The organism is Nonomuraea sp. NPDC002799, assembly GCF_053592075.1.
The window spans coordinates 22,304-40,246 of the sequence record NZ_JBSFVA010000061.1; the positions used below are offsets into that span (position 1 = coordinate 22,304).

At 72.5% G+C, this 17,943-nt stretch carries 19 protein-coding genes; 6 read left to right on the plus strand and 13 right to left on the minus strand.

Translation table 11 applies throughout. From position 1 onward, the window contains the following. Window positions 1-120 precede the first annotated feature (120 nt). The 5 genes from ACWD0F_RS49025 to ACWD0F_RS49045 all read left to right on the plus strand — a co-directional run bounded on the left by ACWD0F_RS49025 (window position 121) and on the right by ACWD0F_RS49045 (window position 4,951). On the plus strand, window positions 121-600 hold the full coding sequence (locus tag ACWD0F_RS49025) for a SigE family RNA polymerase sigma factor (protein ID WP_449889603.1): 480 nt from the start codon (window positions 121-123) through the stop codon (window positions 598-600). After that, on the plus strand, window positions 600-1,610 hold the full coding sequence (locus tag ACWD0F_RS49030) for a hypothetical protein (RefSeq protein ID WP_449889605.1): 1,011 nt from the start codon (window positions 600-602) through the stop codon (window positions 1,608-1,610). The genes ACWD0F_RS49025 and ACWD0F_RS49030 overlap by 1 nt, the downstream gene beginning before the upstream one ends. Before the next feature lie 62 nt (window positions 1,611-1,672). Continuing rightward, the gene (locus ACWD0F_RS49035; protein ID WP_449889607.1) at window positions 1,673-2,650 is read left to right on the plus strand and encodes an MsnO8 family LLM class oxidoreductase; all 978 of its coding nucleotides are present in this window, start codon (window positions 1,673-1,675) and stop codon (window positions 2,648-2,650) included. A gap of 38 nt (window positions 2,651-2,688) precedes the next feature. Next, window positions 2,689-4,203 (plus strand): acyl-CoA synthetase, encoded by a 1,515-nt coding sequence (locus ACWD0F_RS49040; protein WP_449889610.1) that lies wholly within the window; start codon window positions 2,689-2,691, stop codon window positions 4,201-4,203. A gap of 106 nt (window positions 4,204-4,309) precedes the next feature. After that, window positions 4,310-4,951, plus strand: a complete 642-nt coding sequence (locus ACWD0F_RS49045) for a class I SAM-dependent methyltransferase (RefSeq protein ID WP_449889612.1) — start codon at window positions 4,310-4,312, stop codon at window positions 4,949-4,951. A 77-nt stretch (window positions 4,952-5,028) separates the two neighbouring features. Here ACWD0F_RS49045 and ACWD0F_RS49050 read toward each other — a convergent pair whose 3' ends face one another. The 5 genes from ACWD0F_RS49050 to ACWD0F_RS49070 all read right to left on the minus strand — a co-directional run bounded on the left by ACWD0F_RS49050 (window position 5,029) and on the right by ACWD0F_RS49070 (window position 9,824). Continuing rightward, the gene (locus ACWD0F_RS49050) at window positions 5,029-6,630 is read right to left on the minus strand and encodes a benzoate-CoA ligase family protein (protein ID WP_449889614.1); all 1,602 of its coding nucleotides are present in this window, start codon (window positions 6,628-6,630) and stop codon (window positions 5,029-5,031) included. Window positions 6,631-6,722: 92 nt separating this feature from the next. Further along, window positions 6,723-8,132, minus strand: a complete 1,410-nt coding sequence (gene boxB / locus ACWD0F_RS49055) for a benzoyl-CoA 2,3-epoxidase subunit BoxB (protein WP_449889617.1) — start codon at window positions 8,130-8,132, stop codon at window positions 6,723-6,725. Window positions 8,133-8,184: 52 nt separating this feature from the next. Beyond that, window positions 8,185-8,373, minus strand: coding sequence for a hypothetical protein (locus ACWD0F_RS49060; protein WP_449889618.1), 189 nt, complete (start codon window positions 8,371-8,373; stop codon window positions 8,185-8,187). 66 nt (window positions 8,374-8,439) lie between these two features. Then, on the minus strand, window positions 8,440-8,766 hold the full coding sequence (locus ACWD0F_RS49065; protein ID WP_449889621.1) for a hypothetical protein: 327 nt from the start codon (window positions 8,764-8,766) through the stop codon (window positions 8,440-8,442). Beyond that, window positions 8,763-9,824, minus strand: a complete 1,062-nt coding sequence (locus ACWD0F_RS49070; protein WP_449889623.1) for a LysR family transcriptional regulator — start codon at window positions 9,822-9,824, stop codon at window positions 8,763-8,765. The genes ACWD0F_RS49065 and ACWD0F_RS49070 overlap by 4 nt, the downstream gene beginning before the upstream one ends. A gap of 63 nt (window positions 9,825-9,887) precedes the next feature. Between ACWD0F_RS49070 and ACWD0F_RS49075 the strand changes: the two genes are divergently transcribed. Beyond that, window positions 9,888-11,108 carry an MFS transporter gene (locus tag ACWD0F_RS49075; RefSeq protein WP_449889626.1) on the plus strand — a complete coding sequence of 407 codons (1,221 nt, stop codon included), beginning with the start codon at window positions 9,888-9,890 and terminating at the stop codon, window positions 11,106-11,108. Between the two features lie 144 nt (window positions 11,109-11,252). On the opposite strand, the gene ACWD0F_RS49080 is transcribed toward ACWD0F_RS49075, so the two are convergent. The 8 genes from ACWD0F_RS49080 to ACWD0F_RS49115 form a co-directional block, all read right to left on the minus strand. Continuing rightward, complete coding sequence (locus ACWD0F_RS49080) at window positions 11,253-12,074, minus strand: aldo/keto reductase (RefSeq protein ID WP_449889627.1); 822 nt, start codon at window positions 12,072-12,074, stop codon at window positions 11,253-11,255. A 35-nt stretch (window positions 12,075-12,109) separates the two neighbouring features. Continuing rightward, window positions 12,110-12,754: a response regulator gene (locus tag ACWD0F_RS49085; RefSeq protein WP_449889630.1), complete on the minus strand. Its 645-nt coding sequence runs from the start codon at window positions 12,752-12,754 to the stop codon at window positions 12,110-12,112. Further along, window positions 12,745-13,890 carry a sensor histidine kinase gene (locus ACWD0F_RS49090; protein WP_449889631.1) on the minus strand — a complete coding sequence of 382 codons (1,146 nt, stop codon included), beginning with the start codon at window positions 13,888-13,890 and terminating at the stop codon, window positions 12,745-12,747. Before ACWD0F_RS49090 ends, ACWD0F_RS49085 begins: the two co-directional genes overlap by 10 nt. Window positions 13,891-13,901: 11 nt before the next feature. Continuing rightward, on the minus strand, window positions 13,902-14,693 hold the full coding sequence (locus ACWD0F_RS49095; RefSeq protein ID WP_449889634.1) for an ABC transporter permease: 792 nt from the start codon (window positions 14,691-14,693) through the stop codon (window positions 13,902-13,904). Next, the gene (locus tag ACWD0F_RS49100; protein WP_449889636.1) at window positions 14,690-15,604 is read right to left on the minus strand and encodes an ATP-binding cassette domain-containing protein; all 915 of its coding nucleotides are present in this window, start codon (window positions 15,602-15,604) and stop codon (window positions 14,690-14,692) included. The genes ACWD0F_RS49095 and ACWD0F_RS49100 overlap by 4 nt, the downstream gene beginning before the upstream one ends. A 159-nt stretch (window positions 15,605-15,763) precedes the next feature. Next, on the minus strand, window positions 15,764-16,072 hold the full coding sequence (locus tag ACWD0F_RS49105; RefSeq protein ID WP_449889637.1) for a YbaB/EbfC family nucleoid-associated protein: 309 nt from the start codon (window positions 16,070-16,072) through the stop codon (window positions 15,764-15,766). Window positions 16,073-16,086: 14 nt separating this feature from the next. Next, entirely contained in the window at window positions 16,087-16,974 is an 888-nt protein-coding gene (locus tag ACWD0F_RS49110) for a hypothetical protein (protein ID WP_449889639.1), read from the minus strand. Further along, a complete protein-coding gene (locus ACWD0F_RS49115; RefSeq protein WP_449889641.1) occupies window positions 16,974-17,636 on the minus strand; it encodes a hypothetical protein in 663 nt (220 codons plus the stop codon). The genes ACWD0F_RS49110 and ACWD0F_RS49115 overlap by 1 nt, the downstream gene beginning before the upstream one ends. Between the last annotated feature and the right edge of the window lie 307 nt (window positions 17,637-17,943).

Here is a 17,943-nt window from a genome sequence, read left to right on the forward strand (position 1 = left end):
ACGCTCCCTGACAGGCACCGCCCGAGGCCAGGGCGGGCCGGAGCGGGCCGGGTGGGCAACCTCGGGTCGCGCTCGATGCGTCACTACCGTCGAGAAGGCATCGACGAAAGGCGCGGCACGTTGGCGGACAGGGCGAATTTCCAGGCGTTCGTGGTCGCGAGGTCGGATCGGCTGTTACGCACCGCGTACCTGCTGACCCGCGACTGGGCCACGGCGGAGGACCTGTTGCAGGAGTCGCTGGCCAAGGCGTGGTTCGCCTGGCCGGGCATCGAGGAGCCCGAGGCGTACGTGCGCAGGGTGCTCGTGACCACGTACACGTCCTGGTGGCGGCGGCGCTGGCGGCGGGAGCTGCCCAGCGACGCCCTGCCCGACGAGCCGGCCCCGGACACGGCGGGCGGCGAGCGCGAGGAGTTGTGGCTCGCGGTGGGCCGGCTGCCCGCCAGGCAGCGGGCGGTGGTCGTGTTGCGGTTCTACGAGGACCTGCCGGTGACGGAGGTGGCGGCGATCCTCGGCTGCCAGGAGGGCACGGTCAAGAGCCAGACCGCCAAGGCCCTGGCCAAGCTGCGAGTGGACGAGTCGATCGTGAAGGAGCTGCGCTGATGAGCGTGCAAGATCTGCGTGAGGTCCTGCGGGAGCGGGCCGAGGCCCCGTCGCCCGCGAACCCGTACCGCCACGAAGAGGTCCGCGCCCGCGTGCGCGGGGTCCGCCGGCGCAGGAGCGTGACGGCGGCCGTCACGGCGGCGGCGGTCGTGATGACCGGCGTCGCCCTGCTCACCGTCACGGACGGGCCGGCGCCGCGCAAGACGACGACGGTGGCCGCCCAGCCGGTGGCCGGCCTGCCCGAGCGGTTCACCTCCGCCGACGGCACCGCGTACCGGCGCATCGCCACCGCGACGCTCAAGGCGGACGGCGCGCAGAAGACCTCCATCAAGATCCCGGTCACCGGCAGACCCCTGGACGTGGCCGCGCGGTGCCACAGTGACAAGGGCGGCGACAGGCCGTCGGTCACCGTGGACGGCAAGGAGACCGACGGTCCAGGGTTCATGCCCTGCCTCAGGCAGGACATGGAGTTGCGGCCGCTGATCGTGTCCGGGAACGCCACGGAGGTCACCGTCGGGTTCGACGCGACGACCGGGGGATGCCTGATGGACAAGAAGAGTGGGTCGTGCCTGCCGTCCCGGGCCCGGCGGGCCGACTGGAGCCTGGCCGTCTACGAGTGGGCCCCGCCCGCCCAGCAGGTGGTCCCCCAGCCGGTCAAGGACTTCCGCGAACGGCTGGGCGACATGAAGCTGGCCGGATCCACCTCAGGTGTGTGGGACGACGACTCCTCCTTCAGCCTCTCCGTCACGAGCCCTGGCGGGAAGATCGGCTTTGAGCAGCTCTGCACCGGCGACCTGGCCGCGCGGTTGTGGTTCACGTATGAGATCGGCGGCAAGCACCAGAACTCGACCGGAAGCTGCGTGGTCTGGGAGGGAGGCCCGTATCCGAAGGGGATGATCACCTTCTCGGTCCCCAAGGGCAAGCGGGTGACGGTCTCCGGGCGGATCGGACTGTGGGGTGAGTCCGGCAACCGGCCGGTTCGCTGGTCGCTGGGTGTGTACACCAGGTAGATCATGGGGCTGCGACCAGGCCGGATGGATTGATCCGGGCCTCGCCGGTGTTGCACCCGTATGTGACCAGACTTTCCGTTCTTGACCGATCACTCGTCCGCCGGGGCTCCGGGCCGGCCGCGGCGCTGCGGGAGACCGTGCGCTTCGCCCGGCAGGCGGAGGAGCTGGGATACCACCGGTTCTGGGTGTCGGAGCACCACAGCGTGCCCGGCGTCGCGGGGTCGGCGCCGACGGTGCTGGCGGCGGCCGTGGCCGCCGCGACCGAGCGGATCCGGGTGGGCACCGGCGGCGTGATGCTGCCCAATCACCGGCCGCTCGTGGTGGCCGAGCAGTTCGGCGTGCTGGAGTCGCTGCATCCGGGCCGGGTCGACATGGGTCTTGGGCGTTCTGTGGGTTTCACGGGCGGCATCCGCAGCGCGCTCGGGCATGGCAAGGACGACGCGGACGCCTTCGGCGACCGGCTCGACGAGTTGCTCGGCTACTTCACCGGCGGGCAGGACGCGCATCCGGGGGTGCACGCCCTGCCCGCCGAGGGGTTGTGGCCGCAGGTGTTCGTGCTGGCCATGGGGGCGGGCGCGGAGATCGCGGCGGCGCACGGGCTGCCGCTGGTGATCGGGAACGGAGCGCGGACGGTCGACGCCGCCGCCCGGTATCGGGCCGGGTTCCGTCCTTCGGCTTGGGCGGCGCGGCCGTACGTGATGGTCGCGGCGAACGTGGCGGTCGGCGCGACCCGGGAGGAGGCGGCGCTGCTGCAACTGCCGGAGGCGTGGGCCACCGCGCGCTCGCGGACGACGGGGGTGTTCGGGCCGCTCGAACCCGCTGAGGAGATCGCGGGGATGGAGCTGGGCGCGCGGGAGCGGGCTTACCTGGAGGAGTCGCTCAAGGGGCAGATCTCCGGGACGGACCGGGAGGTCGCGGTCGCGCTGGGCTCGCTGGTGGCGGCGAGCGGGGCCGACGAGGTGCTGGTCACCATGAACACCTATGACCTGGACCGGCGGCTCGACTCCTACTGGAGGCTCGCGGCGGCGTTCACGGGTTAGGATCACCCGAACATCGTTCTGCGAAGGGTGTCTCCCCCATGACTCGCCAGCATGCCCTCGGTGACCTGCTGCGGCGCACGGCCGCCCGCCACCCCGCCAAGACCGCGATCGTCTTCGGCGACCTGCGGCAGAGTTACGCCGATCTCGACCAGGCGGTGAACCGCACGGCCAACGCGCTGGCCGCGCGGGGCGTGGGCAAGGGTGACCGGTTCGCGCTGCTGAGTCATAACAACCACGCGTTCGTGGTGACGTACTTCGCGCTGGCGCGGCTGGGGGCGATCTCCGTGCCGATCAACTTCATGCTGGGCCCCGCGGAGGTCGGCTACATCCTGGACCACTCGGGGGCGACCGGGATCCTGGTGGAGGAGGCCCTGGTGCCGGTGGCCGCGGCGGCGCTCACCGAGCGGGTGGGCGTACGCGGCGTGATCGGCGCGGCGGACGGATGGGAGCCGTTCGCCGGATGGGCGGCCTTCGGGGACGCGTCGGAGCCGCAGGCGGAGATCGGCGACGACGACCCGATCCAGCTCATGTACACCAGCGGCACCGAGTCCAGGCCCAAGGGCGCCACCCTGTCGAGCCGCGGCCTGATCGCGCAGTACGTGACGTGCGTGATCGACGGCGAGATGAGCCACGACGACGTGGAGGTGCACGCCCTACCCCTCTATCACTGCGCGCAACTGCACTGCTTCCTGACGCCCGGCGTCTATCTGGGAGCCACCAACATCGTCCTGCCCGGCGCCAGCCCGGCGGCGATCCTGGCCACGATCGAGGGCGAGCGCGCCACCAAGCTCTTCTGCCCGCCCACCGTGTGGATCTCGCTGCTGCGCCACCCCGACTTCGACCGCCGCGACCTGTCGTCGCTGTGCAAGGGCTACTACGGCGCCTCGATCATGCCCGTGGAGGTGCTGAAGGAGATCGCCGCCCGGCTGCCGGAGGTGCGGCTGTTCAACTTCTACGGCCAGACGGAGATGGCGCCCGTCGCCACGATCCTCGGCCCGGACGAGCAGCTCACCCGGCTCGGGTCCGCGGGCCGTCCCGCGCTGAACGTCGAGACCCGGATCGTCGACGACGAGGACCGGCCGGTGCCGCCCGGCGTGATCGGCGAGATCGTGCACCGCGGCCCGCACGCCATGCTCGGCTACTGGAACGACCCGGACAAGACGGCCGAGGCGTTCCGCGGCGGCTGGTTCCACAGCGGCGACCTCGGCGTCATGGACGCCGAGGGTTACCTGTCGATCGTGGACAGGAAGAAGGACATGATCAAGTCCGGTGGCGAGAACGTGGCAAGCCGCGAGGTCGAGGAGGCCCTTTACCAGCATCCGGCGGTGGCGGAGGCGGCCGTGTTCGGGCTGCCGGACGACAAGTGGGTCGAGGCGGTGACGGCGGCCGTGGTGCTGCGCGAGGGCGCCGGGGCGACCGCCGGCGAGCTGATCGCGTTCCTGCGGGCGCGGCTGGCCGCGTTCAAGACGCCCAAGCGGGTGGAGTTCGTGAGCGCCCTGCCGAAGAACGCCTCGGGCAAGGTGCTCAAGCGGGAGCTGCGCGACTCGTTCTGAGCGGCTCCCCACCAGGCGTTATCGCGGTCATTAACGGGCATTCACTTTCGGCGACGACTTCACCGCCAGCCCCGGGACACCGCCCGTCTCCCCTGAGAGAGGCCGCATGCCTGGCTACGCCGAGATCCTGCATCGCACGTTCTTCCGCACGTTGTCCCTGCTGTCCCCGGCGGGGCAGGGCCTGATCCTGCGCCGCTACTTCGACTGGCGGCACCGCAGCCCCGACCCGTGGCAGTTGTCCACCGACAGCTACGAGCAGGAGAAGTACCTGTCCACGCTGCGGCACCTGCCCGCGCGGCCCTATCGGCGGATCATCGACGTCGGCTGCAGCGAGGGCGTGTTCACGCACGCCCTCGCCTCGACCTACCCGGAGGCCGAGATCACCGGCGTGGACGTCTCGGAGCGGGCGCTGGCCAGGGCGCGGTCGCGGGCGCCGGAGAACGGGCGGGTGCGGTTCGTCCGGGCCGACATCCTCACCCACCGGGCCGAGCAGCGCTTCGACCTGGTGTTCTGCTCCGAGACCCTCTACTACCTGGGCCGCCACACGCGGCTGCGGCGGGCGGCGGCGCGGCTGAGCGAGCTGCTGGTGCCGGACGGGGTGCTGGTGGCCGTGCATCCATGGCCGGAGGCGGACCGGCTGCATCACTATCTCGACGCGCACGCGTCGTTATCGCGGCTCAGCGAGGAGATCCACATGGCCACGCGGCGGCCGTTCGCCATCACGGTGTACGGCACGAAGCCGGACTGACGGCCAGGCCCACGCCTCTCCGCCGACCGGGCACAATCGCCCCGCCGGGCACGGCCGGTCGCCATCAGCGGGCGTCGTCAGCGGCTCTTGCCGAGCGTGTCGGCGGCGATCTGGCGGACCACGCCGCGCTGGACCTTGCCCGTCGCCGTCTTCGGCAGCTCGTCCAGCACCAGCACCTCGCGCGGACGCTTGAAGGAGGCCAGCCCGTCGCGGCAGAACCCGATCAGCTCGCCGGCGTCCACCTCGCTCCCCTGGGCCGGCACCACGCACGCCACCGGCTTCTCCAGCCCCTCGGCGTCGACGTAGGCCACCACCGCGCACTCGCCCACCGACTCGTGCTGCAGCAGCCTGGCCTCGACCTCCATCGGCGACACCCAGATGCCGCCGGCCTTGATCATGTCGTTGGAGCGGCCGAGACAGCGGTGGAAGCCGTCCTCCTCGCGGACGTAGGTGTCCCCGGTGCGCAACCATTCGCCCTGGAACACCTGGCGGGTGGCGGCCGTCCGGCACCAGTAGCCGGTGGCGAGCGAGTCGCCGCGAACGTACAGGTGTCCGGGCTCGCCGTCCTTGACGGGGACGCCGGCGTCGTCGAGGAGCTTGGCCTCGTAGCCGGGCACGACGGTGCCGGAGGTGCCCGGCCGGACCCGGCCCGGGTGGTTGGAGATGAAGATGTGCAGGGCCTCGGTCGAGCCGAGGCCGTCGATGACGTCCACGCCGAAGCGGCCGGTGAAGCGGCGGTAGATCTCAGCAGGCAGCGCCTCGCCCGCCGAGACGGCGATCCGTACGGACGCGAACGTGTCATCGGGGGCGTCGGAGGCGAGCAGCGCCGCGAAGAAGGTCGGCCCGGCGAAGAACAGCGTCGGCCGCTCCTGGCGCACCCGGGCGATCACGCCGGCGGGCGTGGGGCGGGCGGGGTCCAGGATCGTGGTGGCCCCGGCGGCCAGGGGGAAGAACAGGGAGTTGCCGATGCCGTAGGCGAAGAACAGCCGGGCGACGGAGAAGCACCGGTCGTCGGGCCGGATGCCGAGGACCTGGCGGCCGTAGCCGTCGCAGACGTCCCGGACGGCGCCGTGGCGGTGCATGGCCGCTTTGGGGGCGCCGGTGGTGCCGGAGGTGTAGAGCCACAGGGCGGGCGAGTCGCGCCAGCTCTCGTACGGGCGGCTCCCGCTCCGGCCCGACTTCAGCACATCGGCCCACAGGCAGACCGGCACCTCTTCCTCCGCCGTGGCGGCGGGATCGCCGGACGCCTCGCCCGCCGGCCGCTCGGCCTCGTCGGTGCGCACGACCACCACCACCTCGGGCGCGCCGCGCAACGCCTCGTGCACGGTCGCCTCGAACTCGGGGGTGCACACGACGACCCGGGCTCGCGCGTCCCGGATCAGCTCGCCCAGCTCAGGGGCGTTGTACATGGTGGAGACCGGCACGGCCACGGCTCCCATGCGCATGACGGCCAGGATGGTGATGAGCGTCTCGGGGCGGTCGGACATGACGAGCACGACCCGCTCCTCCGGCCGGACGCCCATGGTCCGCAGTCCTGCGGCCAGCTCGGCGGCGTGCGCGGCGAGCCGGGCGTAGGTCAGGGTGCCCGCCGGGCCGGTGACCGCGATCCGGTCGCCCAGGCCGGCTTCGATCTGGCGGTCCACGAGAAAGGCGCTGGCGTTGAACGACTCGGAGGTCATGGGCGTCCCCATCCGCGGGCGGGATACACGTTGCCAAATCTTCTACACGCATCTCATGCACCGTCAATGACTTGTAGCATTGAGGTCTCGCGTCAGAGGTGCACGTACTCGTAGTCGAACGGCCGGCCGTTGATGCCGTTGCGCGGCGGGGCCACCCAGGCGGCGATCTTCCCCGGCTCGTAGACGGGCCGCATCAGCGCCTGGACGTGGGCCTTGTCCTCCGCCGTCGGCAGCCACCGGGCTCGCGAGGCGGCCCAGCCCGCCTCGTCGATGAGGCGCCCGTCCGGGGAGACGTGCTGCCCGGCGAAGACGCCGACCTGCCGGTTGAAGCCGATGTGCGGCAGGTAGAGCACCGGGTCCACGCCGCGGTCGGTGAGGATGCGGTTCCACCGGGTCACGCCGGTGGCGCAGTCGGCGGCGTACTGGCCGCGCAGGTCGGCGTTGAGCGCCGTGAGCGCGGGCAGCCGCGCGTCGGCCAGCCGCCCGTCCTCGACCCTCGGCACCACGGAGAACGCCTCGATGAGCTGGTGGTCGTCCGTGCGCCGCTCCTCCTGCCAGCGTCCCTTGAGCCCGGCGGTGAAGTAGTTGGCCACGTTGGTCGACGTCTCGCCGCCAAAGAGGTCGAGGCTGACGCTGTAGTGGAAGTTGATGTACTTCTGGAGCACGTCGAGCGGGATGCCGCCGAAGTCACCGACGTCGCCGGTGTCGTGCTCGCGCATGAGCTGCGCCGCCCGCTCCACCACCCGGTCCACGCCCGTGGTGCCCACGAACATGTGGTGGGCCTCCTCCTTGAGCATGAACTCGCACGTACGGCTCAGCGGGTCGAACGCCGACTCCTTCAGCGTGCCGAGCTGATACTTGCCGTCGCGGTCGGTGAAGTAGGTGAACATGTAGAACGACAACCAGTCCGGCGTCTCCTCGTTGAAGGCGCCCAGGATGCGCGGCGAGTCCGCACTGCCGGAGTTGCGCAGCAGGAGGGCGTCGGCCTCGTCCCGGCCGGAGCGGCCGAAGTAGGCGTGCAGCAGGTAGACCATCGCCCACAGGTGCCGCCCTTCCTCCACGTTCACCTGGAAGAGGTTGCGCAGATCGTAGAGCGACGGGGCGGTCAGGCCGAGCCGGCGCTGCTGCTCGACGCTGGCCGGCTCGGTGTCGCCCTGGATGACGATGAGCCGTTGCAGGTCCGCCCGGTGCTCGCCGGGCACCTGCTGCCAGACCGGCCGGCCCTTGTTCTGGCCGAACGCGATGCGCCGGTCGGCGTCCCGCTCGGCGAGGAAGATGCCCCACCGGTAGTCCGGCAGCGCCACGTGGTCGAAGTGCGCCCATCCCGCGCGGCCGACCGCGACGGCCGTGCGCAGGTAGACGTCCTGGGTCGGGAGCGCGGGCCCCATCTCCGACCACCACTGCAGGAAGCGCGGCTGCCACGATTCGAGCGCCCGCCGCAACCTGCGGTCCTCAGCGAGGTCGACGTTGTTGGGGATGCGCTCGGAGTAGTCGATGGACACGGCGGCCTCCCTGTCGGCACGCCTTCAAGTGCAACAGTCAGCTTCCGATACGTCAAGGAGATGTAGTGCTTTTGGCGTGGAGGCGCTGCGCGTTGCCGCCGAGGACCAGGTCGAGCGTGTCCTCGCCGAGCCCGAGCGCGCGGCCACGGCGCGGGCGTTGCGCGCGATGCCGGGCACGCCGGGCCAGTCGGTGCAGGTGCGGGTTGACGTTGGCCAGGAACGCGAACCGGCCGTCGAGCATGCCCACGACTGTTTACCGGGCCTTAGCGGGCCATCAATGATCTGTAGACCATCCGCGCGGGGCGGGTCAGCGGCGGTCCAGGGCCTGGGCCCATTTGACGGCGACGGCGGCGACCTGCACCAGCTCGGCCCGCAACCGCTCCGCGTCCGTCTCGGCGAACGCCTCCAGCACCTCCTCCGCGAGGATGTGCCGCCACGTCAGCCCCCCGCCCGCCGCCGCCGTCTCCGTCTCGCGCCTGGCCAGGTCGGACTCGGCCACGGAGCCCGCGCCCCCGGTCCCGTCGGGCAGCACCTGCATGCCCCACATCGCGTCCTGGGCCGCCCGCTCGGCCGCCACGTCGGCGAGCACCCTCGCCAGCGAGCCTGCCACGCCCGCGTTCCCGTCGTGTGTCACGTCCTCAAGTCTGGCGTAATCTCCGGGCCCGCCGGACGGAACCCCGGCCCCAGGGACGTCTCCCCGGAGCACACATGATCGAGGAAGGCCCGCACCGCCGGCGTCAGCCGCTCCCCGGCCGGCCAGCTCACCCCGATGGTCCTGAACACCGGCGGCGACAGCGGGATCTCCACGACCCCCGAGGTGGAGCGCGAGCGGGGCAGGATGGCCACCCCCAGGCCCGCCCCCACCAGGCCGCGCACGGTCTCGGACTCCTGTCCCTCGAAGGCGATCCGGGGCTCGAATCCCGCCGCCGCGCACAGGTCGTCGGTGATCTGGCGCAGGCCGTACCCGTGCTCCAGCGTCACGAGCTCCTCCCCCGCCAGCTCGGCCGCCCGCACCCGGGCGCGGGTGGCGAAGCGGTGGGACGGCGGCACGGACAGGACCAGCTCCTGGTCGGCGAGCGGCCGGCTGACCAGCTCGGGGTCGTCCAGCGGCATCGGCGCGGCGAACACCAGGTCGATCTCGCCCTCGCGGAGCGCGCGCAGCATGTCCTGCCGCGAGCCCTGCGCCAGGCTGAAGCGGATCCCGGGATGACGCTCGCGGAAGCCGCGGATGAGCGACGGGACGAGCGTCCGGCCGAGCAGGTGCAGGAAACCGAGCACGACGCGGCCGCTGCCCGGGTCGATCTCCTCGCGTACCTCCCGGGCGGCGGCGGACACGGTGCCGAGCGCGCGGCCGGCGGCGGCGGCCAGGGTGCGGCCCGCCCGGGTCAGGCGGATGCCGCGGCCGGACGGCAGGACGAGCGGGGTGCCGACCACGTCCGCGAGGGCGGCGAGGCGGCGGCTGGCGGTGGGCTGGGGGATGCCGAGCAGTTCGGCGGCGCGGGTCACGTGGCCGGTCTCGCCCACGGCGGCCAGCAGCGCCAGCGCGGGAGCCAGCCGGGCGGCCAGATGCTCGTCCGAAACACGCCCGGGATGCTCGTCGGGCGCGAGCCCCGGGTGCTCGTCGGAAACGCGGCCCGGACGCTCGTCGGGACCGAGCCTGGGGCCGGGGTCGCGATCGGATTCATGCGTCACAGTATTGATTATCACTTATTTCTGCATTAGACGTATTTATTAGCCTTGCTTACCGTTGCGCGGGTGGTGGTAACCGAGGCTCCTCCGGTCGACACTCGGCGGGTCAGCGTGGCCGTGGCGGCGGCGGGGCTGTCGTCGTTCGCGCTGCTGTACGCGCCGCAGCCCGTACTCCCGCAGCTCGCCGCCGCGTTCCGGCTGGATCCGGGTACCGCGTCGCTGGCGGTCAGCGTGGCGACGGTGTCGCTGGCGGTGGCCGTGCTGCCACTGGCCTGGGTCGCCGGGCTGGTGGGGCGGCGGCGGATGATCCTCTGGTCCGTCCTGGCCTCGGCGGTGATCGGGCTGCTGCTGCCGCTGGCGCCGACCTTTCCGGTGCTGCTCGTGATGCGGGGCGTGCAAGGGGCGGCGATCGCCGGGTTCGCGGGGGTCGCGGCGGCGTACCTGGCCGATCAGCTCGGCACGGCGCGGCTGGCCGGCGCGGTCGGGGCGATGATCGCGGGGAACTCGGTCGGCGGGATGCTGGGCCGGCTCGGCGCGGGGTTCGCCGCCGAGCCGCTGGGGTGGCACGGGTCGCTGACGGTGGTGGCCGGGGTGTCGCTGGTGTGCGCGCTGTTCACGGCACTGACCCTGCCGCGCGGGGAGGGGCGACCGCATGGGTGGCGCGAGATCGCCGCCGGCGCGCCCGGCCACGACCCTTCCGGATCGGGCTCCCCGGCGCCGCGCGCGCGGGTCGGCGCCACCCTGCTCGCGCCGCTGGCCGTGGGGGCGCTGGCCATGGGGTCGTTCGTGGCCCTCTACAACGCCGCCGGCTTCCGGCTGGCCGCGCCGCCGATCTCCCTCAGCCCCGCCGCCGCCTCCCTGGTCTTCCTCGCCTACGCCATGGGCACCGCCTCCTCGGCCGCCGCCGGCCGCCTGGCCGCCCGCCTGGGCCGGACGACCGCGCTGGTCACGGCGCTGATCGTCACGGTGGCGGGGTCCGTGCTCACCCTCCACGGCTCGCTCGCGGTCATCGCGCTCGGCTTCGCCGTGCTGACCGCCGGGTTCTTCGCCGCGCACGCCATCGCCAACGCCTGGGTCACGGCGGCGGCGCCGCCGCACGCCCGTGGCCGGGCCGCCGGCCTCTACACGCTCTGCTACTACCTGGGCAGCGGCGCGGGCGGCACGGCGGGCAGCATCGTGTACGGCCACGCGGGCTGGCCCTGGCTGATCGCCGCGACGACGGCCTGGCTGCTCCCGGCCACGCTGGCGGTCCTCCTGGCCGGACGCGAGCAACCGGCGGGGCGATGACGGGAGGCGGACGCGCGAACGGCCGACGCGCCGGTGACGGGACGCGGACGAGCCGGACGCGAACGGACGGCGTGCCGGTGACGGGAGGCCGGGCGGGGGCGAGCCGTCCCGAACGGCCCGCGACCGGGCTCCGGGCCGCTGCTGTCAGAGCTCCACGTGTGTGTCGGGGTCGCCGCCCATGCGGCCGCCGCTGTCGAGCGCGTCGATCCTGGCCATCTCCTCGTCGGAGAGGCTGAAGTCGAGCACCTCGAGGTTGCGCCGCATACGCTCGGGATGGGCGGACTTGGGGATCGGCACCGCGCCGATCTGCAGGTGCCAGCGGAGCACGATCTGGGCGGGGGTGCGCCCGTGGGCGGCGGCCAGCTCGGCGATGACGGGCTCGTCGAGCAGCTTGCCGCCCGCGCCGAGCGGGCTCCACGACTCGGTCGCGATGTCGTGCTCGGCGTGCCAGGCACGCAGGTCGCGCTGGGCGAAGAAGGGGTGCAGCTCGATCTGGTTGACGGCCGGCCGGCAGCCCGTCGCCCGCTCCAGGCGCTCGATCTGCTCGGGCGTGAAGTTGGAGACGCCGATCGAGCGGACCAGGCCCTGCTCGCGCAAATGCACGAACGCCTTCCAGGTGTCGACGTAGAGGCCGTGGTCCGGCAGCGGCCAGTGGATCAGGTAGAGGTCGACGTAGTCGAGACCGAGCCGGGCCCGGCTCTCCTCGAACCCGCGCAGGGCGGCGTCGTAGCCGTGCTGCGAGCCGCGCAGCTTGGTGGTGACGAACAGCTCCTCGCGGGCCACGTCCGCCTCCGCCACGCCCTGGCCCACGCCGTGCTCGTTGCCGTAACTGGCGGCGGTGTCGATCAGCCGGTAGCCGAGCGAGACGGCCAGCCGCACCGCCTGGTGGGCCTGCCGGTCGTCCATGGGCCAGGTGCCGAGGCCGATGCGGGGCATCGGGTGTCCGTCGGAAAGCATGATGGTCATGGCCAGGTCCTTTCCCCGATGCGCGGGCCGCACTCTCAGGCTTCGAGGTAGCGCAGGATGGCCAGGACGCGGCGGCTGTAGTCGCGGTCGCGGGGCAGGTCGAGCTTGTCCATGATGGCGTTGACGTGTTTCTCCACGGTGCTGAGCGAGACGTGCAGGCTCTCGGCGATGGCGGCGTTGACGTAGCCCTGGGCGAGGTGCCGCAGCACCTGGCCCTCCCGCGCGCTCAGCCTGCTCAGCGGGTCGGCGTGCGTGGTGCGGGCCAGGAGCTGGCGCACCACCTCGGGGTCGAGGGCGGTGCCGCCCGCGTCCACGCGGTCGAGCGCGTCGAGGAAGTCGGCGACCTCGGAGACGCGGTCCTTCAGCAGGTAGCCGAGGCCCTGGGTGGAGCCGGCCAGGAGCCTGGCCGCGTAGTGCTGCTCGACGTACTGCGACAGGACGAGCACGCCGACGTCCGGCAGGCGTTCGCGGATCTCCAGCGCGGCCCGCAGCCCCTCGTCCTTGTGGCCGGGCGGCATGCGCACGTCGATGACGGCCACGTCGGGCCGGTGGCGGGCGACGGCGTCGAGCAGCGCGGGCGCGTCTCCGACGGCGGCGACGACCTCGTGGCCGGCGTCGTCCAGCAGCCGGGTGAGCCCTTCGCGCAGCAGCACGGAGTCGTCGGCGAGGATCAGGCGCACGGCGGGGCCTTCGGCAGCGTCGCGCTGATCCTGGTGGGACCGCCGGGCGGGCTGTCCACGGCGAACCGCCCGTCGAGGGCCAGGACCCGCCTGGCCAGCCCGGACAGGCCGCCGCCCGACGGGTCGGCGCCGCCCGCGCCGTCGTCTGAGATCGCCACGCTCACCGTCCCCTCGTCCTCGTCCAGCACGACCAGGATGTCACGCGCGGCGGCGTGCTTGACCGCGTTGGTGATCGCCTCGCGGGCGACGAAGTAGAGGGCGGTCTCGACCTCGGAGACGGGCCGGCCGGCCAGCCCGTAGTGCACGGCGACCGGCACGCTCGACCGCTCGGCGACCCCGGCGAGGGCGGCGCGCAGGCCCAGCTCGTCGAGCGCGGTCGGGTAGATGCGCCAGGCCACGCTGCGCAGCTCGTCGAGGAGCCGGCGGGACTCGGCGTAGGCCTGGCCGACCAGCTCGGCGGTGGCGTCGTGGTCGCGGCTGTGCCGGGCGCGGCCGAGCAGCATGGCCAGGGCGACGCCGCGCTGCTGGACGCCGTCGTGCAGGTCGCGTTCGATCCTGCGGCGCTCGTCGTCGACGGCTCTGACGATGCCGGAGCGGGTCGCGGTCAGCTCGGCGATCCGCCGGCGCATCACCTCCTGGCCGCCGCCGAGGAAGTGGTCGGCCAGCCGCCGTTCGAGGAACGCGACCACCAGGACCATCAGCACCGCCGCGCCCAGCAGGGCCACGCCGGTGGTCAGCCCGAGCGCGCCGCCGCTGGTGACCAGCTTGACGCCGGGCAGGAGCACCGGGACCGGCTCCGAACGGCCCCACAGAAGCTCCCACAACCCACCGAACAGCAGCAGGACGCTGAGGAACAACACCGACGCGCAGGCGTAGCCGCCGAGGACGCCCAGCGCGGCGCGGGCGGCCAGGAAGGTGTAGCCGCCGTCCTGCCGCGTCGTGCCGTGGCCGAGCCAGCGGTCGAGCCTGGCGCGCTCCAGGGCGGTCAGCGCCGCCAGCCCGCGCGCGGCGGCGGGCCGCGCGGCGGGGATCAGCGACGCGGGCCCCGCCACCACGAGGAAGGCCAGCTCGGCGAGGCCGAGCGCCGTCCCCAGGAACACGCCGGCCAGTGTGCGGGCGATCCGGATACCTGACACGGGCCCGAAGTCTAGGCGTCGCGGCGGCGCAGCACGGCATGGCCGGCCACGATCCCCGCCGCCGCCCAGGCGAGCAGCCAGAGCAGCCCCTCCCCCGCGGAGTACGGGATCGGCCCCCCGGTCAGGTTGTCCGTGCTGCCCATGAACGCGAGCCCGGCGAACATCGGCATGCGCATCGAGGCGTCCACCGCCGCCTGGCTCCCTGTCATCAGCAACAGCAGCGGCAGGCCCATGACCAGCATGAACACCACGGTCAGCGTGCCGGCCGCGGAGCGCATCGCGGCCCCGACGCCCACCGTCATGACGGCCACGAGCGCGTAGAACACCCCCGTGCCGAGCAGATCGCGCACGACCTCGCCGACCGGCAGCACGGCCAGGCCGCCGAACACGTCGGCCAAGAGCACCAGGTAGACGGCCGCCGTCGCCACGGCCCCCGTCACCACCCCCGCCGCGAACATCACCGGCGCCAGCACCAGCGCCTTGGCCGCCAGCACCACGCCGCGGACGGGCGTCGCCTGCAGCGTGACCCGGATGGCGCCGGAGGCGTACTCGGAGGTGATCGTCAGCATGGCCAGGGCCACCAGCGCGAACTGCGTGAACGACGTCGCCGACACCACCGGCTCGCTCGCCGTCACCGTCACGCCCGTGACGCCCTCGCGCCGCGCGTCCGTGACCGCCGCCCCGCCGAGCGTGACCGCGGCGAGCATGGTGAGCGCCAGCGCGCCCGCCAGGCACCACCACGTGGCCGCGACCGACCACAGCTTCACCCACTCGGCTCTCATCGCCTGCCACAACGTCGTCATAGCGCCGCCCTTTCCACGCCGAACTCCACGCTGGCCGATGTCAGCTCCTGGTAGGCCTGTTCCAGCGAGGCCTCCCTGGTGCGCAACTCGTGCAGGCGGATGCCCGCCTCGTGCGCCAGGTCGCCGACCCGCTCGATGGGGACGCCGGTGGTCTCCAGCTCGTTCTCGCCGAGCCGCGTCACGCCGATGCCGGCGGCGCGCAGCCGTTCGGCGAGGTCGCCCGCGTGCGGGGTGCGGACGAGCACGGCCGTCAGGGAGCTGCCCGCGATGACGTCGGCGAGCGGCGCGTCCACGATGAGCCGTCCCTTGCCGATCACCACGAGGTGGTCGGCGGTGAGCTGCATCTCGCTCATCAGGTGGCTGGAGACGAAGACCGTGCGGCCCTCGCCGGCCAGCGACCGCATGAGGCCGCGCACCCAGCGCACGCCGTCCGGGTCGAGCCCGTTGACGGGCTCGTCGAACATCAGCACCTCGGGCTCGCCGAGCAGCGCCGCGGCGATCCCGAGGCGCTGGCTCATGCCGAGTGACAACGTCCCGGCCCGCTTGCCCGCCGCGCTCGCCATGCCGACGGTCTCCAGCACCTCGTCCACGCGCCGCGCCGCGATGCCGTTGCCGCGGGCCAGCGCCAGCAGGTGCGCGTGTCCGCTGCGCCCCGGATGCAGCGCCCGCGCGTCGAGGAGCGCGCCGACGGTGCGCAGCGGGTTCCTGATCTCGTGGTACGGCACGCCGCCGATCAGCGCCGTGCCCGCGGTGGGCCGGTCGAGCCCGAGGATCAGCCGCATCGTGGTGGACTTGCCGGCCCCGTTCGGCCCGAGGAACCCGGTCACCGTGCCCGGCCGCAACTCCAGGGACAGGTCCTCGACCGCGAGCCGGTCACCGTAGCGCTTGCTCAGGTTCTTGAGTTGGATCACGTCGCCTCACGGTAGGCGGGCGCGTTCCCGGTCACCATGGGGGCGGACCGCCGACCTCTATGGCGGGAAACCGTAACCGTCAGGCCGGGGACGGACGGGGACACCCCGGCCGCCTGTCACGGCACCCTGGCCCGAAGGCGCCCGGCCGCACATACGCGCTCAGCGCTCGAAGAGTTCCCTGGCCAGGCCGAAGGACTTGTCCGCCACGTCCTGCTCCGCCAGCCCGAACGCCTCGGTGATGGCCTCGGCGAGCGCCTGCGAGCCGAGGCGCATAGCCCGGGGGTCGATGTGCAGCGAGACCAGCGAGCCGCTGGCCCCGACTTCGACCACCACCTGACCCCGGACACTCTCACCGCGCCCCTTCGTCTCCTCTATCTTGCGGCGGGCCTCGTCCAGGCCGGCCGTCTGCGCCGCCAGCTCGGCGAGCGCGCGGTCGATCTCCGGGTCTCCGGTGCTCGGTATCGTCATCGTGATTCCTCTGCTCAACGGTGCAAGATGAACGCTCTGGGCGCGTGGGCGAGTGCCGAGCGCAGCGCACCTTGCGTACTCAGCGATCCGCTGGCGACCAGGGGGTAGATGGTGGCGCCGGACACTACCCGGCGGAAGAACCTGCCCGACGGGCCACCGCCGAGCAGCGTCTGGGCGATCGGCGACTTGGGAAAGAGCCGGCCGAAGTCCCGCTGGCCCTTGATGCCACCGTTGTAGGCCAGCTCGCCGAGGAAATGCCGGCCCGCGTACGCCGCCACGTCGCCCGGGCCGCCGATCGGGTTGCCGGTGGCCCAAGAGCTCCCCATGTGGACGCCGGTCTTGACGACGGCCCACACGACGGAGTCGGCCACCGCGTCGAAACCTTCCCGGATCAGGTAACTGCCCAGCCGGAGTTTGCCCACCCGGCGCCGCAGGATCATCAGAGTGAACCTTTGGAAGGCCGTCTGCCGCAACCTGGCCCATCGCACCAGTTCCTTGAACCAGCTCGTCGCCCATCTCGCCGCGAACGGATAGAGGTAGCCGAAGAGCAGGGTGAACGCCATGGCGGCGAGCTGGGTGCCGATGATCAGGAGTTGCTCACGGTGCTCGTCGACCGCGTCGGCGTACTCCTCGCAGCCGACCGCCAGATCCTCCAGCTCCTCCTGGAGGGCGGCGTACCGCGGGGCGAGCTCTTTCGGCCAGACGTCCGCGTAGCGCGCCACCGCGTTGCTGTCGTTCGCCTTGAGCGCCGCCTCGACGCCCTCCGCTGTCTCCGCGGCCAGGGTGCCGATCCTCGTGGCGAACGCGCGCAGATCCACGGCGCGAGCCCGCAGGTTGGCGGTGTCCGCCTCGGGCACGTTCACGCCGGCGAACCAGGCCAGCGCCTGGAAGGGATCGAACATCAGGCGCCTTCCGTACGTGGCGGCGCCTGCGGAATCGGCGCCTCCGTGATGTCGGGGATGTCAGGCATCTGGCTGATGATCCGCTGTTCCAGGTAGTCCCACATCTCCTCGAAGGTGCGCAGGCTGTTCGCCGAGGCGAAGTTGCGCGCGGCGAGCTTGTCCATGGCCTTGGTCAGGGAGTCGAAGCCCTCGGCGTACCACTCGGCGAACGTGCGCCCTTCCTCGTCGCCGCCGACCAGGCCGGCGGTGCCGCTCAGGGCCATGGACGTGCGCCGTTTGGCCACCACGTCGTCGCCGATCTTGTCGTAGAGCCCGGCCAGCGTGCGGATGGACGTCCAGTCGATCAGCAGCCCGTCGCGCCCGCCGGCCGACTGGGCCGGGATGGGCTTGACCGGCGCCGGTGTGGGAGACGGGTGGTCCGAAGCGGTGGGGCTCGGCGTCGCGGACGGGGTGGGCGTCGAGCCGTACGTCGGGCTCGGACTCGGCCTGTCCGAAGGCGAAGGCGAAGGCGTCGGAGAGGGCGTCGGAGAGGGCGTCGGCTCTGGCGAAGGCGTCGGCGTGGGCGTGGGCGTGGGCGTGGGCGAAGGCGTGGGTGTCGGCGTCGGGCCCGGCGAGACGGTCGGCGTCGGGGTGGCGATGCCCGTCGGACTGGGAGCGGCCATCGGGCTTGGCTCACCGGACGAATCAGCCATAAACCCCTCCAAATACTACAAACCAACATGATCAATGACAGGGAGACATTAACGCATACAAATTTCCCGGATGTTAATTGCCGGGGCCGAGAAGTTATCTCACGGATACGAAATGTTCATCCACGATGGCGGCGCCTGGAGAAGCGCGCCGAGCTCCTCCAGCGGCTCAGGATCGACGAGCCCCGCCAGCGCCCCCTCTTCCAGGCGCCGGCACAACGCGGCCTCCGTGGCGGACCCGACGGTCGCGCAGCCGCCCATGAGCCGGTGCGCGAGCGCC